This window comes from Ralstonia sp. 1138 (assembly GCF_040544795.1).
Classification (GTDB): Bacteria; Pseudomonadota; Gammaproteobacteria; order Burkholderiales; family Burkholderiaceae; genus Ralstonia; species Ralstonia flatus.
In genome coordinates this window covers 794,346-808,624 of sequence record NZ_JBEPKQ010000003.1, presented here as the reverse complement: position 1 = coordinate 808,624, position 14,279 = coordinate 794,346, and the positions used below count along the sequence as shown (strand labels likewise).

The window sequence follows — 14,279 nt, the reverse complement described above, 5'->3', positions numbered from 1 at the left end:
ATTTGGCCGCTGGTTATGGTCGGTGCGGATGCCAGAAATCGCACGCTCGTGCTATTTTAGCCAGACTTCTTTCGATCGCAGCGGATTTCATATGCAGACTATCGGGATTGTGGGCACAGGCGCCATGGGGCGTGGCATTGCGCAGATCGCGGCCCAGGCAGGTTTGCGCGTCAAGTTGTTCGACGCCAACCCGCAAGCCGTGGAAGCGGCGCGCACTGCACTGGCCGATACGCTCGCCAAGTTGGCCGCCAAGGGCAAGATGACGGCGGAGGAAGCCGACGCCACCGTCGCGCGGCTCGTCCATGCAGGAGCGCTCACCGATCTGGCCGACTGCGACCTCGTGGTCGAGGCAATCGTCGAGAAGCTCGACGTCAAGCGCGATCTCTTCCGCCAGCTCGAAGACATCGTCCGCGCGGATGCCATCCTGGCGTCGAATACCTCATCGCTGTCGATCACCGCGATTGCCGCGACATGCAAGCACCCCGAACGCGTCGCGGGCTTTCACTTCTTCAACCCGGTGCCGCTGATGAAGGTGGTCGAAGTCATCGACGGCCTGCGCAGCGCGCCTGCCACCGGTGACGCCCTGGCCGCACTCGCCAAGCGCATGGGGCACACCGCCGTGCGCTGCATCGACATGCCGGGCTTCATCGTCAACCACGCCGGTCGCGGCATGAATACCGAAGGCCTGCGCGTGGCGCAGGAAAGTGTGGCGGCCTATGCGGACATCGACGCCATCATGCGCGAGCAGGCCGGCTTCCGCATGGGGCCGTTCGAGTTGATGGACCTCACGGGGCTGGACGTTTCGCACCCGGTGATGGAATCGGTCTACCGCCAGTTCTACGACGAGCCGCGCTATCGTCCGTCGCAGATCACGGCGGTGCGCTTTGCCGGCGGCATTCTGGGCCGCAAGACGGGCGAAGGTTTCTATCGTTATCCGGATGGACAGAAACAGGTGCCGGCGGAAACGCCCGCCCCGTCCGCGCGCCCGTCTTCGGTGTGGATCAGCCGCGCGCATGACGCCGGCCACGCCGCAGCGCAGCGCCTGTTGCTCGATCTGGGCATCACGCCCGAGGGCGGTTCCAAACCGTCCGTCGATGCATTGATCATCGTCACGCCGCGCGGGCTGGACGCGACAGCCTGCGTGGCCGCCGAGGGACTCGACGCACGCCGCACCGTCGCGCTCGACACGCTTTATCCGTTTGCCGCCACCAAGCGCCGCACGCTGATGACCACGCCCGCCACCGACACGGCCTACCGCGATGCCGCCCACGGCTTGCTGGCCTCCGACGGCGTGCCCGTTACGGTGATCCGCGATTCGGGTGGCTTTGTGGCGCAGCGCATCGTCGCGTGCATCGTCAACATCGCGTGCGACATCGCGCAGCAGCGCATTGCCACGCCTACCGACATCGACCTCGCTGTCACGCTGGGGCTCGGTTATCCCAAAGGGCCGCTGGCGCTCGGCGATACGCTGGGGACGAACGCCATCCTTGAAGTCCTGCAGAACCTCTACGTGCTCTATGGCGACCCGCGTTATCGCCCGAGCCCGTGGCTGCTGCGCCGTGCCCGTCTGGGCCTGTCGCTGCTTACGCCTGACGCCTGATTGCCGCTTACCCTCACGAGGCTGCCATGACCGCGCAATTGCTCTCCAAACGCATCGGCTCGACGCTGGTGCTGACGCTGTCCAACCCTGACGCGCGCAACGCGCTGGACCCGGTGATGTACACCGCGTCGATGGAAGCGCTGGACCGCGCCGCCAACGACAACGAAATTCGCGCCATCATCTTCACGGGCGACGGCAATGCCTTCTGTGCGGGCGGCAACCTGAACCGCCTGCTGGAAAACCGAAGCAAGCCGAGGAGCGTGCAGGAAGACGGCATCGACGCGCTCAACCACTGGATCGAGACGATCCGCACGTTTCCCAAGCCCGTGATTGCCGCGGTGGAAGGCCCGGCGGCAGGCGCGGGTTTCTCGCTGGTGCTGGCGTGCGACTTTGCGATTGCCGCGTCGGACGCGAAGTTCGTGATGGCATATGTGAACGTCGCGTTGACGCCAGACGGCGGTGGCTCCTGGCACATCGCGCGCTTCCTGCCGCGCCCGTTGGCGAGCGAAATCATCATGCTCGGCAAGCCTGTCAGCGCGGAGCGGCTCGCGCACTTCGGCCTCATCAATGAGGTGGTCAAACCCGGCGAGGCGCTGGACCAGGCATTGGCACTGGCCGAGAAACTCGCCGCGCAATCGCCGCACGCGGTAGGCCGCATCAAGGGCCTGATCGCGCACGCCGAAGACGCCTCACTGCACGATCACCTCAAGGCCGAACAGCACAGCTTTGTCGAAGCGTTGCACCACGCCGACGGCAACGAAGGCATCTCCGCCTTCCTGCAAAAGCGCAAACCCCGATACCGCTAATTTCCGGCTCGCATGGTCCCCTTTCCGACGCCCAACCGCCGACGCGTCTACCTGATGCGTCATGGCGCGGTCACGTACTTCGACGAAACGGGCCGGCCGGTTCCGTCGCCCGAGGCCGTGCCGCTCAACGAACTCGGCCGCAGCCAAACCACCGCTGCCGGCAAGATCTTCGCCGCCGAGAACATCGTCTTCGACCGCGTGATCGTTAGCGGCCTGCCGCGCACGGTCGAAACCGCGCAGCGCGTGCTGGCCGAGATGCCCGCAATGCAGGAACGCGGCATCGCGCTTGAAGAATGGCCCGAGCTGCAGGAAATCCGCGGCGGCAAGCTGGCGGAAATTCCCGAGCACGAACTCGCGCAAGCCTTCATCGGCGCGTTTGAAGGCACGGTGTCCGAAGACCGGCGCTTCCTCAACGGAGAAAGCATCGGCGAATTTCTTGACCGCGTGATTCCGGCCATCGCCCGGCTGCGCGCGCAAACGGACTGGGACACCGTGCTGCTCGTGCTGCATGGCGGCACCAACCGCGCGATCCTCTCGCATGCCATCACCGGCGGCGAGCGCGTCTTCTTCGGCAGCCTCGCGCAGACCGCCGGCTGCATCAATGTGCTCGATGTTGGCGAAGCCCCGACCGACTGGGTGCTGCGCATGAGCAATTTTTCGGCGCCGTCGCCCGCGCATGTCGGCTCGCGGCTGACGACGATGGAAGTACTGCTGCAGCAGTACCTTCGCCATCGCCAACCGACCTGAACTTTCCTCGATACACAACAAGATTCGGAGACACACCCATGGCACAAACGGACCAGCAGGATTTCTCGGCCTTCGAGGGCACGCGCCCGGTAGCAGAGCAGCAGAAGTTCGACATCGGCACGCTGGAAGCGTGGATGCGCGAACACGTGGATGGATTTGCCGGCCCGCTCACGGTTGAGCAGTTCAAGGGCGGCCAGTCGAACCCGACGTTCAAGCTGATGACGCCGTCGCGCACGTACGTGATGCGCGCGAAGCCCGGCCCGAAGGCGAAGCTGCTGCCGTCCGCACACGCCATCGAACGCGAATATCGCGTGATGGATGCTCTCGCCAAGACCGACGTGCCCGTCGCGAAGATGTATGCACTGTGCGAAGACGAAGCCGTGATCGGCCGCGCCTTCTACATCATGGAGTTCGTGCAGGGCCGCGTGTTGTGGGACCAGGCCCTGCCCGGCATGGCGCCCGCCGAGCGCACCGCGATCTATGACGAGATGAACCGCGTCATCTCTGCGTTGCACACGGTGGACTACGCCGCCATCGGCCTGGCCGATTACGGCAAGCCCGGCAACTATTTCGCGCGTCAGATCGAGCGCTGGAGCAAGCAATACAAGCTGTCGGAAACCGAGTCGATTCCGGCCATGGACAACCTGATCGAATGGCTGCCCAAGCACGTGCCGCAGGAAGCCGAGGAAATCACCAGCATCGTCCACGGCGACTACCGGCTCGACAACCTCATCTTCCATCCGACCGAGCCCCGCGTGCTCGCCATCCTCGATTGGGAGCTGTCGACGCTCGGTCACCCGCTCGCCGATTTCAGCTACCACTGCATGAGCTGGCACATCGAGCCGGGGCAGTTCCGCGGCGTCGCTGGCCTGGACTTTGCCGCACTGGGCATCCCGACGGAAGCCGAGTACATCCGCCAATACGAAGAACGCACCGGCCGCCGCATCACCGGCGACTGGAACTTCTACCTCGCCTACAACATGTTCCGCATTGCCGGCATCCTGCAGGGGATCATGAAGCGCGTGGTGGATGGCACGGCGTCGTCGGCGCAGGCGATGGAAGCGGGCAAGCGCGCCCGCCCGATGGCCGAGCTGGGCTGGAAGTACGCCCAGCAGGCCGGCGCATGATGTCGCGCCTCACTTCGTAGCAGGCTTCTCGTACTCGCGCGCCGCTTCCAGCGGACCGGACAGCGGCGCCTCCAGCTCCAGCACCACCCCGCCCGCCAACTGCACGAAGATCTGTGCGGCGGGCCGCGCGGGGTGTTTTCTGACCTGGTGCGGCACGCCACTCTCGCGCACGGCGGCCAGCACATCGGCCGCGTCCTTCCCGGTGCGGAACGCGATATGCGAGAACACCAGTTCCGGCGTATCGCCCGCCTGCGTCACGAGATGGACCAGCGCATCGTCGTTCTGGTACAGCCACGTGCCGGGAAACGGAAATGCCGGTCGCGGCCCCGGTTTCCAGCCAAGCACATCGGCGAAGAATTTCAGGATGGGCGCATCTCCTGCCACGTGAAAGTTCACGTGGTCGAAGGTCCAATCGCTGTCAGTCGTCATAGCAAACCACCTCCTTCAATGTCGATGATGGCGCCGGTCATGAAGCCGTTGTTCATCGCCAGCAAGTAGCCTTGGGCGAGGTCTTCCGGCGTGCCGACACGGCCGACCGGCAAGCCGCTGCCGATGCGCGCGAGCATGGCCTGCCGGTCGGCCGGCGCGCCCCACACTTCCGTATCCACCACGCCGGGGCTGATCACGTTGACACGGCGCGGCGCGAGTTCCTTCGCCAGGTTCTTGGCGGCGGCTTCCACTGCAGCATTGATCGAGCCACGCAGCAAGCCGGTTGCCGTCGCCTTGCGCGAGAGCAGGCCCGAGGTGAGCGTAATCGATGCGCGTTCCGTCAGATACGGCAACGCTGCCTGCACCGCCATCAGCGCCGCAAACAACTTGGTGCCGAAGGCCTGCTCCAGGTCGGCACGCTGCAGCGAAGCGAACGGCGGCGGGCTCGTGCGCGAGCCGATGGTGATGACAAGGTGATCGATCCTGCCGCTGGGCGACAACTGGGCTGCCTGTGCCAACGCGCCGGCCAGCGACGCCGTGTCGTTCGCGTCGACGGCAATGCCTTGAATGCCATCACTCGTCTTGGCCGAGCGCCCAAGCACCGCCACGCGCGCGCCTTCGGCCGCTGCCGCGCGTGCCACCGCCTGGCCAATACCGGCCGTACCGCCCAACACCACCACGGACTGATCCTGCAAGGTCTTCGAAGTCATGCCAATGCTCCTTTGAGAAGAGAAAAAAAACCGTCAATCGACTGGGGCCATTCTTTCATCAAACAAAAGCAAGATAATCTGGCTATGCTTTGATGATTCTCCAAATCTGCTTTGACAATGATCGCCCTCGACGACCTCCGCCTGCTGGTGCGCATTGCCGACGCCGGCAACCTTTCCGCCGCCGCGCGTCAGCTCGGCTGGCTGCCCGCCACCGCCAGCGCAGCGCTCAAGCGCGTGGAGACCGAACTCGGCGCCCGCCTGTTCGAGCGCACCACGCGCAGCATGCGTCCGACCGAAGCCGGCCAGCGTTATCTGGGGTATGCAAGACAGGCGCTGGAAGCCCTGGACGAAGGCGCCGAAAGCCTGGGGCAGGATCGCACCGAGCTGTCGGGTCCCATCCGCATTGCCGCCACATCAGACCTGGGCCGGCACATTCTGCGCCCATGGCTCGATGCCTTCTGCGACGAGCACCCCGGCGTGCGGATCACGCTGGTGCTCGGCGACCGGCTGGCCGACCTGATGCGCGAAGACCTCGACTTCGCGCTGCGCTATGGGCATCTGCAGGATTCCGCGCTGGTGCGGCGGCCGCTTGCGTCGCATCCACGTGTGATCGTGGGCGCGCCGTCGTATTTCAAGCAGCACGGCCGGCCTGCCCACCCGAGCGACCTCGCCGACCACCGCTGCCTGATCCTCCTGCGCAACGGCGAGCCCGTCACCCGCTGGCAACTCACGCACGCCAGTGGCCCCGCCCCGATCGACGTACGCGGCGATTTCCAGTGCGACGACGGCGCCGTGGTGCGCGACTGGGCGATCGCCGGGCGCGGCCTGGCCTTCAAGTCGTGGCTGGATGTTGCGCAAGACGTGAGCGCGGGACGGCTGGAGGTGGCCTTGCCGGCATGGAGCCATGCCCCCACGCCGCTACAGCTCGTGGCCCTGGCGCGCCGCCATCGGCCGGCGCGGCTGACGGCGTGCGCGGATTTTCTTGCCGCGCGCTTTGCGGAGTTCAGCGCGCGTTACCCGTTCCCGGCTGCAAAGACGGCAAAGGCGGCAACGGCATCGCCCAAACCCACCAAAGCCAAGGCGGCCGTCCCCGCGAATACGTAGACGTTCTTACTGGTTGTTGCGGCGGCGGACCACCCACCACGCCACGACGCAGGTGAACGCCGCCACCAGCCCGACCATCAGCCAGAAGCCGTGATGGTTGTCGGCCAGCGGTACGCCACCCACATTCATGCCGAAGAGCCCCGCGACGATGTTGATCGGCAGGGCCAGCACGGTCACCAGCGTCAGCGTGAACAGCGTCCGGTTGTTCTGCTCGTCCAGGCGGGCGATCACCTCTTCCTGCAGCAGCTTGATGCGCTCGATCAGTCCGCTCATGTCGCGCAAGACGACGGAGAACTCCTCGGTCGATTCCCGCAATTGCTGCACATCTTCCGGATGCAGCCACGCCGGCGGCCGGGCCAGCAGGCGAAAGACCGAACCGGGCTCCGGCGCCAGCATGCGTTGCAGGCGCACCAGCACGCGGCGGGTGCCTGCCAGCTCCTGTCGCCCTGACGTGATCTTTGACGCAAGGAAACGGTCTTCGATGCGGTCGATGTCGATGCCGGTGGTGCGCACGATCTGCGTCATCAGATCAGCCTGATCGCACATCAGATGGCCCAGCAGGTCGGCCGGCGAGCGAAACGTCTCCCCGCTGCGCACGCACTCGCGCAGGCGGTCGACCGAATGCAATGGCTTGCGGCGTAACGTCACCAGCAGGCGCCGGTGTGCGTACACCCACTGCGTTGCCACCTGCGTGGGCGTGCGCTCGAAATCGAAGATCACATCATTGAAGACCGCGACGAGCGCACCGTCCTGCTGCTCGATGCGCGTGGAATGCGCTTCTTCGCCCAGCAACTCGAGAAACGATTCGGGCAGATCGAGATGGCCCTGCAGCCACCGCATGCAGCCCGCCCGCGACAGGTTGAAATGCAGCCAGATGAACGCGTCGCCGGCATCCTCGCTCTCTGCATGCTGGAGCGCATCCGCAATCTCGGACGAATCCAGCGCCACGCCGGGCTTGCCCGGTTCGAAGCGAAAGCCGCAGATGAAACCGGTGTTGTCGGATTGGAAACTGATCGCGGACGCAGTCGCAGTCATACATCGGAAGAGAAGACGGTTTGCTGGGAGCGCAGGCGCTGGACAGTGGCACACGAAATGCCATCAATCTGTCATAAACCGGCGTGGTTACGCCATTTGCGCTGCGCAGCCCCGATGATTGCGTCCGCCCTTGCGTTCGTCAACGCCCGTCTGCGAATGCCGCCACGGCGTCGTCCAGGGCCACCTCTGCCATCGCGGCGAATACGTGGTCCCGCAGCCAACGGCTGGCGGCATCCTGGTCGCTGTTGGTGTGCCAGTACAGATACAGCTCCAGCGGCTGCACGTTGAAGGGCAATGGCAGCATCACATTGCCATACGGCTCGTTGGCGATGCGCGCGTAGCGGATCGGCAACGTGGCGAGCAGATCCGTGCAGCTCACCACGCGGCAGGCAGCCGGGTAATGCTGACAACGCAGCCGCACGCGCCGCTCGTGCCCCAGGCGGCGCAACTCCACGTCTTCCAGCCCAGCCCCACGGCGCCGCGACGACACATGCACGTGCTCGCACGCGAGGTAGCGCTCCAGCGTCAGCGGTTCATTGGCGATGGGATGGCCGGGGCGCGCCAGCACCACCATCGGGTCAGTCAGCAACGGCGCATGCCGGATGGCCGGAGATGCCGGCAGCAGAATGTCCGCTGCCGCGTCGATGGTGCCGGCCAGCAATTCGGTTTCGAGCTGGCGGCGGTCTCCGCGCACGGTCGTCACGTCGATGCGCGGTGCCTCCTTGGCGATGGCGGCCATGAGCGGCGGCAGCAACGTCGCTTCCAGCGCATCGCGCATCGACAGCGTGAAGCGGCGCTCACTCGTGGCCGGGTCGAAGCGCGTGCCCTCGCGCAGGGTGCGCTCGAAGCCCTGCAGCGCCGTGCGGACTTCGGCGATCAGCGTGCGCGCCAGCGGCGTCGGCACCATGCCCTGCCCGCGCCGCTCGAACAGCGGGTCGTCAAACAGCTCGCGCAGCCGCCCCAGGGCGTGGCTCACCGCCGGCTGCGTCAGGTTGAGCGTGCGGGCGGCCGCCGTAATCCCGCCTTCCGTATAGATGGCGTCGAAAACGACAAACAGGTTCAGATCGACACGCGATATATGCATGACATTGATGGACTGCAATCTACGAAATTCATTTCTCTTATTGTAGGCGAAGGCTTATTCTGCCGACACCACTTGTGAGTTGCGCCGCGCGCCATGACCACAACCCCCAATCTCGCCGTACCGACGGGCTTTGAACTGCTGAACAAGCCGAGCCCCTTCCTGACGATGCTGGGGCCGGTGTATGCAAAGGGGATGGGCGCGTCGATGGTGATGGGTTTTCACGTACAGCATCACCACCTGAATCGGCGCGGCATCCTGCATGGCGGCGTGGTGGCATCGCTGGCCGATGCGGCGCTCGGTTATTGCCTGGCCGAGCCTGGCGAAGGCACCGGCGGCGCGCTGGCCATGTCGACCGCCAGCCTGACGGTGGATTTCATCGCCTCGGCCGGAGAAGGCGACTGGATCGAGATCACCCCGGAGGGGTTGCGCACCGGCAGCAAGCTGGCCTTTGCGCAGGCCCTCTTCCATCGCGGCGATCGGTTGATTGCACGCGCGAGTGCCGTATTTGCCGTGCTCGGCGGGCGTGTTTGACGCATGGCCGCGCGCGCCAGGTCTGAACTGATTGATGACTGCCCGTTCGAGGCGCTTGTTCGATGTACTGAGGAGACACCATGAATTTCGATTACACGCCCAAGGTCAAGGAAATGCAGGCACGCCTGCTTGAATTCTTCGACCAGCACATCTACCCGAACGAGCACCGCTTCCACGAAGAAATCGAGGCCAACCGCCGTGCCGGCAATGCGTGGATTCCGACCAAGGTCATCGAAGAACTCAAGCCGCTGGCGCGCAAGGCCGGGCTGTGGAACCTGTTCCTGCCGCGTTCGCCGCGCGCGCCTGAAGGGCTGTCGAACCTCGAATACGCGCCGCTGTGCGAAATCATGGGCCGGGTGCCCTGGGCGCCGGAAGTGTTCAACTGCTCCGCGCCCGACACCGGCAACATGGAAACGCTGGAGCGCTACGCGTCCGAAGAACTGAAAGACCGCTGGCTGGAGCCGCTGCTGCGCGGCGAGATCCGCTCCGCCTTCCTGATGACCGAGCCGGCCGTGGCCTCGTCGGACGCCACCAACATCGAATGCCGCATCGAACGCCAAGGCGACGAGTACGTCATCAACGGCCGCAAGTGGTGGTCGTCAGGCGCCGGCGACCCGCGCTGCGCCGTCTACATCGTCATGGGCAAGACCAACCCCGATGCCGGCCGCCACGAGCAGCAATCGATGATCGTCGTGCCGGCCAACGCGCCGGGCATCACCGTCATGCGTCCGCTGAGCGTGTTCGGTTACGACGATGCGCCGCACGGCCACATGGAAGTCGACCTCAAAGACGTGCGCGTGCCGGTGGGCAACATCCTGCTCGGTGAAGGCCGCGGCTTCGAGATCGCGCAGGGCCGCCTCGGCCCGGGCCGTATCCACCACTGCATGCGCAGCATCGGCGTGGCCGAGCGCGCGCTCGAACTGATGTGCAAGCGCTTGAGTTCGCGCATCGCGTTCGGCAAGGCCATCGCGCAGCACAGCGTCTGGCACGAACGCATTGCCGAAGCCCGCTGCATGATCGAACAGGCCCGCCTGCTGACGCTCAAGGCCGCGTACATGATGGACACCGTCGGCAACAAGGTCGCCAAGGCCGAGATTGCGATGATCAAGGTTGTGGCCCCGAACATCGCTTGCCAGATCGTCGACTGGGCGATCCAGGCACACGGCGGCGGCGGCGTGTCGGGCGACTTCCCGCTGGCGTCGGCCTACGCGCACCAGCGCACGCTGCGCCTGGCTGATGGCCCGGACGAAGTGCACCGCGCCGCCATCGCCAAGCTGGAACTGGCCAAGCACCTGCACCTGAAGGACGTTGTCGACATGCCCGTCACGCGCGGCGCCTGATACGCCGCACGGCCGTACCGTTCACTCCTTAACCCCGCCTTGAGCGGGGATTTTTTTTGCCCTCTGCCGGGCGTCTGCGCGTTTCTGCGTTCTGTGCTGGAATGGAGCACTTTGCAGGCTGCTGGTGGCCTGCACCTCTCTTCCCGGCCAGAAGCCAAGGAGCCAACTCGATGATCGACGTCTATAGCTGGGCCACGCCCAACGGGCACAAAGTGCACATCATGCTGGAAGAATGCGAGCTGCCTTACCGCGTTCACGGCATCAACATCGGCGCCGGCGACCAGTTCAAACCCGACTTCCTCAAGATCAGCCCCAACAACAAGATCCCGGCCATCGTCGATCAGGATGGCCCGGACGGCAAACCGATCTCGCTGTTCGAATCGGGCGCGATCCTGCTGTACCTCGCCGGCAAGACGGGCAAGTTCCTGCCCGACGACGTCCGCGGCAAATACGAAGTGCTGCAGTGGGTGATGTTCCAGATGGGCGGCGTCGGCCCGATGCTCGGCCAGGCGCACCACTTCCGCATCTACGCGCCTGAGAAGATCGAGTACGCGGTCAACCGCTACAGCAACGAAGCCAAGCGTCTGTATGGCGTGATCGACAAACGCCTGGGCGAATCGAAATTCCTCGGCGGCGCGGATTACTCCATCGCCGACATTGCGACGTGGCCGTGGCTGCGCAGCTGGAAGAACCAAGGGATCGAGCTGTCGGATTATCCGAAGCTGCAGCGGTGGTTTGAGGCCATTGAAGAACGCCCGGCCGTGCAGCGCGCGGTGAAGGTGCTCGCCAAGGAACGGCCGGCTGTGCAGGACGACAAGGCGAAGGAGATTCTCTTCGGCGCGACGCAGTACGAGCGGCGTTGATTTGGCGTTTTCGTTTTGCTGGAAGGGCTGCCTTGTTTGGCGGCCTTTTTTGTTTTTGTGGTTGGGGGTGGGCTTTTGTTTTGTCCTCTGCGAGGCCGGCTTTTGTGGTGCACCTCTATTTCTCCCCCTGCCGGGGGCGACTCACTTTCTTTGTCTTGCCAAAGAAAGTAAGCAAAGAAAGGCGCGCCCGAGATGGCGAAAGACTCCTTGAATTTCTGTAACCGGGCGGGGAAGGAGGCAAACTCGCTGCGCTCAAACAGCCTCCTTCCTTTTTCCGCCCGCTTACACAAATTCAAGGCGCCATCTAGGGCAAGGTACGGCCACACAATCTGTGTGCTGTCCCGGGTGGCTCTTGTTTGCTGCGGTGTTGCTCGCTTTGCTTCGCGTTGTGCTGCTGGTTCCTGCTGCACTCGTAGTCGATGGTTTGGCCGTTGACGCTCCTGCCCTAGATGGCGCCTTGGATTTTTGTTGCGGGGAGGAAAAAGAAGGGAGGCCTGTCTGAGCGCAGCGAGTTTGCCTCCCTTCCCTCCCCGCGACACAAATCCAAGGAGTCTTTCGCCATCTCGGGCGCGCCTTTCTTTTGCTTACTTTTCTTTGGCAAGACAAAGAAAAGTAAGTCGTGCCCGGCAGGGTACGAAACAGGGATGGACCACAAGCGTCCACCGCAGGAAACACACCGCCCAAAAAAAACTACCCCCCCACCAACATCCCCTGCTTCTCAATAAACCGAATCACCTCATCCAACCCACCCTGCGCCCGCAGATTGCACATCACGAACGGCCGATCGCCGCGCATCTTGCGCGTGTCGCTCTCCATCACCTCCAGCGATGCCCCGACATACGGCGCCAGGTCCGTCTTGTTGATGATGAGCAGGTCCGACTTGGTGATGCCCGGGCCGCCCTTGCGGGGGATTTTCTCGCCGCCCGCCACGTCGATCACATAGATGGTCAAGTCCGACAGCTCGGGGCTGAATGTCGCCGCGAGGTTGTCCCCGCCCGACTCGATGAAGACCACATCCGCATCCGGAAACTTGGAGAGCATGCGATCCACCGCTTCGAGGTTGATCGACGCATCTTCGCGGATGGCGGTGTGCGGGCAACCGCCGGTCTCGACGCCCATGATGCGTTCGGCCGGCAGCGCGCCGGAGATGGTCAGCAGGCGCTGATCTTCCTTCGTGTAGATGTCGTTGGTGATCGCCACGAGGTCGTAACGCTCGCGCATGGCCTTGCAGAGCATTTCGAGCAGCGTGGTCTTGCCGGAGCCCACCGGGCCGCCCACGCCAACGCGCAGGGCAGGAAGTTTCTTGGTTCGCATGTTGATCAGGTTCAGGATCGAAAGAGTCGTGAGTATTGCGTTTCATGCCGGGCAGACAGCACGCCCAACCCAGGCGAAAACGTAGACAGTTCAGGCGGATGACAAGCCGCACGGCGCGTGGCTTCTTCCACCGCACCCGCCACCGCTGCGTGCAGGCCAAAGAGAATCCGCTGCCCCGCAGCCTGCCCGAGCGGCACGGCCTTCACTGCCGCTGCCATCTGGTTTTCCACCCAGGCAAAGCAGTACGCCGTCACGCCGTCGCGCGGGTCGACATTCAGTGCGGCAGCGGCGGCGGCAAAGGCGGTCGGAAACGTCACTGAAGCGCGCGCGGCCAATGCGCTGCGCAGTGCGTCATCGCCCCATTCCATCTGCTGGATGAGTCGACTGAGCGACCAGCCCATCTGCGACGTTTCGAGCCGCAGCTCGCGCGTCTCGCGGGTGGCAAGGAACCACGCATCGCGCTCGGCCACGGCATCGAAGCGGCCTGCCTGCCAGTCGGCAAACTGCAGCAGCCACAGCGGCGCCTCACACGCGGCGAGCACGTCGAGCCCCTCGGCAATCCACGCGGCAGCCGACCCTTCATCGGTCACGTGCCGCACATCCACCGCCGCCTCCAGGCCCTGCGAATAACTGAACGCGCCCACCGGCAGCGCCGGGGACGCGAGATGCAGCAAGGCAGTGAGCTGCGCCGCGCTAGTCATGGTGATGGTGGTGATGCCCGCAGCCGGGGCCATGCACATGGCCGTGATCGTGGTCATGACCGTGCGCGTGATCGTGGCTATGCGAGTGACCATGGTCGTGGTCATGCGCGTGACTGTGGCCATGATCGTGCCCGTGGTGCTCGTGGTAGAGCGCCTGCGCGGCCGCGTAGTCCTCTTCGAACGTCGCATCGTGACCGTGACGATGGCCGCCGCCATAGGCACCCGCCTCGGGCTCGAACGGCGCTTCCACATGCGCGACGGTCACGCCGAGGCGGACCAGCATGTCTTCGAGCACCGGATCGGCTTCGAGCTGCAGCGCATCGGCGCTGACCTGCACGGGCGTGTGGCGATTGCCGAGGTGGTAAGCAGCGCGCATCAGTGCGAGACGGTTGTCGCTGCTCACGCGCAGGACCTGCTCCGGGGCAGCCTGCACTTCCACCAGCGTGCCGTCTTCAGCGACCAGCACATCGCCGCCGCGCATGACGGTGCCGCGCGGCAGCACGACGGCCACTTCACGGCCATCGTCGAGGGTGGCGCGCAGGCGGCTGCGGCTGCGCTCAAGGAAGGGGAGCACCAGCTTGGGCGCACGCTTGACCAGCACGGAGGCCAGGCCATGTGGTGCGGGAAGGTGTTTGTTGATGGAAAGCATTTTTACGACCTGATTCGTCATCCAACTATGAAGCTCGAAGTTCTGAACTCCGCGCGCTGGGTTCTGAACTACAAGCATCGAGTTCTGACCCCCAAACGCCGAGTTCTGATCTCCGAGCGTGGAGTTTTGATCTCGGCGTGGCAGCGCATCTTCTATTTCACCCCCTGCCGGGGGCGACTCACTTTCTTTGTCTTGCCAAAGAAAGTAAGCAAAGAAAGGCGCGCCCGAGATGGCGACCC

15 protein-coding genes are annotated in these 14,279 nt (G+C 64.6%); 8 read left to right on the top strand and 7 right to left on the bottom strand.

Annotation, left to right across the window (positions count from 1 at the left end; translation table 11 throughout):
• The first annotated feature begins 28 nt into the window (after positions 1 to 28).
• Genes ABIC76_RS16655 through ABIC76_RS16640 form a run of 4 tightly spaced genes read left to right on the top strand, consistent with a single transcriptional unit; the run spans position 29 to position 4,280 of the window.
• Positions 29 to 1,600, top strand: a complete 1,572-nt coding sequence (locus ABIC76_RS16655) for a 3-hydroxyacyl-CoA dehydrogenase (protein ID WP_354534614.1) — start codon at positions 29 to 31, stop codon at positions 1,598 to 1,600.
• Between the two features lie 26 nt (positions 1,601 to 1,626).
• Positions 1,627 to 2,406, top strand: a complete 780-nt coding sequence (locus ABIC76_RS16650) for an oxepin-CoA hydrolase, alternative type (RefSeq protein WP_354534613.1) — start codon at positions 1,627 to 1,629, stop codon at positions 2,404 to 2,406.
• Positions 2,407 to 2,418: 12 nt separating this feature from the next.
• A complete protein-coding gene (locus ABIC76_RS16645) occupies positions 2,419 to 3,153 on the top strand; it encodes a histidine phosphatase family protein (RefSeq protein WP_354534612.1) in 735 nt (244 codons plus the stop codon).
• A 38-nt stretch (positions 3,154 to 3,191) separates the two neighbouring features.
• Positions 3,192 to 4,280 (top strand): phosphotransferase, encoded by a 1,089-nt coding sequence (locus ABIC76_RS16640; RefSeq protein WP_102066381.1) that lies wholly within the window; start codon positions 3,192 to 3,194, stop codon positions 4,278 to 4,280.
• Positions 4,281 to 4,289: 9 nt separating this feature from the next.
• Here the strand turns inward: ABIC76_RS16640 and ABIC76_RS16635 are convergent, their stop codons facing one another.
• Positions 4,290 to 4,709 (bottom strand): VOC family protein, encoded by a 420-nt coding sequence (locus ABIC76_RS16635; protein ID WP_354534611.1) that lies wholly within the window; start codon positions 4,707 to 4,709, stop codon positions 4,290 to 4,292.
• Positions 4,706 to 5,419 (bottom strand): SDR family oxidoreductase, encoded by a 714-nt coding sequence (locus tag ABIC76_RS16630; RefSeq protein WP_354534610.1) that lies wholly within the window; start codon positions 5,417 to 5,419, stop codon positions 4,706 to 4,708. The genes ABIC76_RS16635 and ABIC76_RS16630 overlap by 4 nt, the downstream gene beginning before the upstream one ends.
• Positions 5,420 to 5,536: 117 nt before the next feature.
• Here ABIC76_RS16630 and ABIC76_RS16625 point away from each other — a divergent pair, with 117 nt between their 5' ends.
• Entirely contained in the window at positions 5,537 to 6,523 is a 987-nt protein-coding gene (locus tag ABIC76_RS16625; RefSeq protein ID WP_354534609.1) for a LysR family transcriptional regulator, read from the top strand.
• A 6-nt stretch (positions 6,524 to 6,529) separates the two neighbouring features.
• Here ABIC76_RS16625 and ABIC76_RS16620 read toward each other — a convergent pair whose 3' ends face one another.
• Together ABIC76_RS16620 and ABIC76_RS16615 are read right to left on the bottom strand one after the other, a co-directional pair.
• Positions 6,530 to 7,558 (bottom strand): transporter, encoded by a 1,029-nt coding sequence (locus ABIC76_RS16620; protein ID WP_102066385.1) that lies wholly within the window; start codon positions 7,556 to 7,558, stop codon positions 6,530 to 6,532.
• A gap of 139 nt (positions 7,559 to 7,697) precedes the next feature.
• On the bottom strand, positions 7,698 to 8,642 hold the full coding sequence (locus ABIC76_RS16615; protein WP_102066898.1) for a LysR family transcriptional regulator: 945 nt from the start codon (positions 8,640 to 8,642) through the stop codon (positions 7,698 to 7,700).
• 93 nt (positions 8,643 to 8,735) lie between these two features.
• On the opposite strand from ABIC76_RS16615, the gene ABIC76_RS16610 reads away from it, so the two are divergent.
• From ABIC76_RS16610 to ABIC76_RS16600, 3 genes are all read left to right on the top strand, one after another.
• On the top strand, positions 8,736 to 9,173 hold the full coding sequence (locus ABIC76_RS16610) for a PaaI family thioesterase (RefSeq protein ID WP_316873318.1): 438 nt from the start codon (positions 8,736 to 8,738) through the stop codon (positions 9,171 to 9,173).
• An 80-nt stretch (positions 9,174 to 9,253) separates the two neighbouring features.
• On the top strand, positions 9,254 to 10,513 hold the full coding sequence (locus ABIC76_RS16605; protein ID WP_012762281.1) for an acyl-CoA dehydrogenase family protein: 1,260 nt from the start codon (positions 9,254 to 9,256) through the stop codon (positions 10,511 to 10,513).
• Positions 10,514 to 10,683: 170 nt separating this feature from the next.
• Positions 10,684 to 11,376 (top strand): glutathione binding-like protein, encoded by a 693-nt coding sequence (locus ABIC76_RS16600; protein WP_354534608.1) that lies wholly within the window; start codon positions 10,684 to 10,686, stop codon positions 11,374 to 11,376.
• A 690-nt stretch (positions 11,377 to 12,066) separates the two neighbouring features.
• On the opposite strand, the gene ureG is transcribed toward ABIC76_RS16600, so the two are convergent.
• The 3 genes from ureG to ureE are packed head-to-tail and all read right to left on the bottom strand — an operon-like array spanning position 12,067 to position 14,040.
• Positions 12,067 to 12,690, bottom strand: coding sequence for an urease accessory protein UreG (gene ureG, locus ABIC76_RS16595; RefSeq protein ID WP_027681054.1), 624 nt, complete (start codon positions 12,688 to 12,690; stop codon positions 12,067 to 12,069).
• Positions 12,691 to 12,701: 11 nt separating this feature from the next.
• Positions 12,702 to 13,391: an urease accessory protein UreF gene (locus tag ABIC76_RS16590; protein WP_354534730.1), complete on the bottom strand. Its 690-nt coding sequence runs from the start codon at positions 13,389 to 13,391 to the stop codon at positions 12,702 to 12,704.
• Complete coding sequence (ureE, locus tag ABIC76_RS16585; RefSeq protein ID WP_354534607.1) at positions 13,384 to 14,040, bottom strand: urease accessory protein UreE; 657 nt, start codon at positions 14,038 to 14,040, stop codon at positions 13,384 to 13,386. Before ureE ends, ABIC76_RS16590 begins: the two co-directional genes overlap by 8 nt.
• Between the last annotated feature and the right edge of the window lie 239 nt (positions 14,041 to 14,279).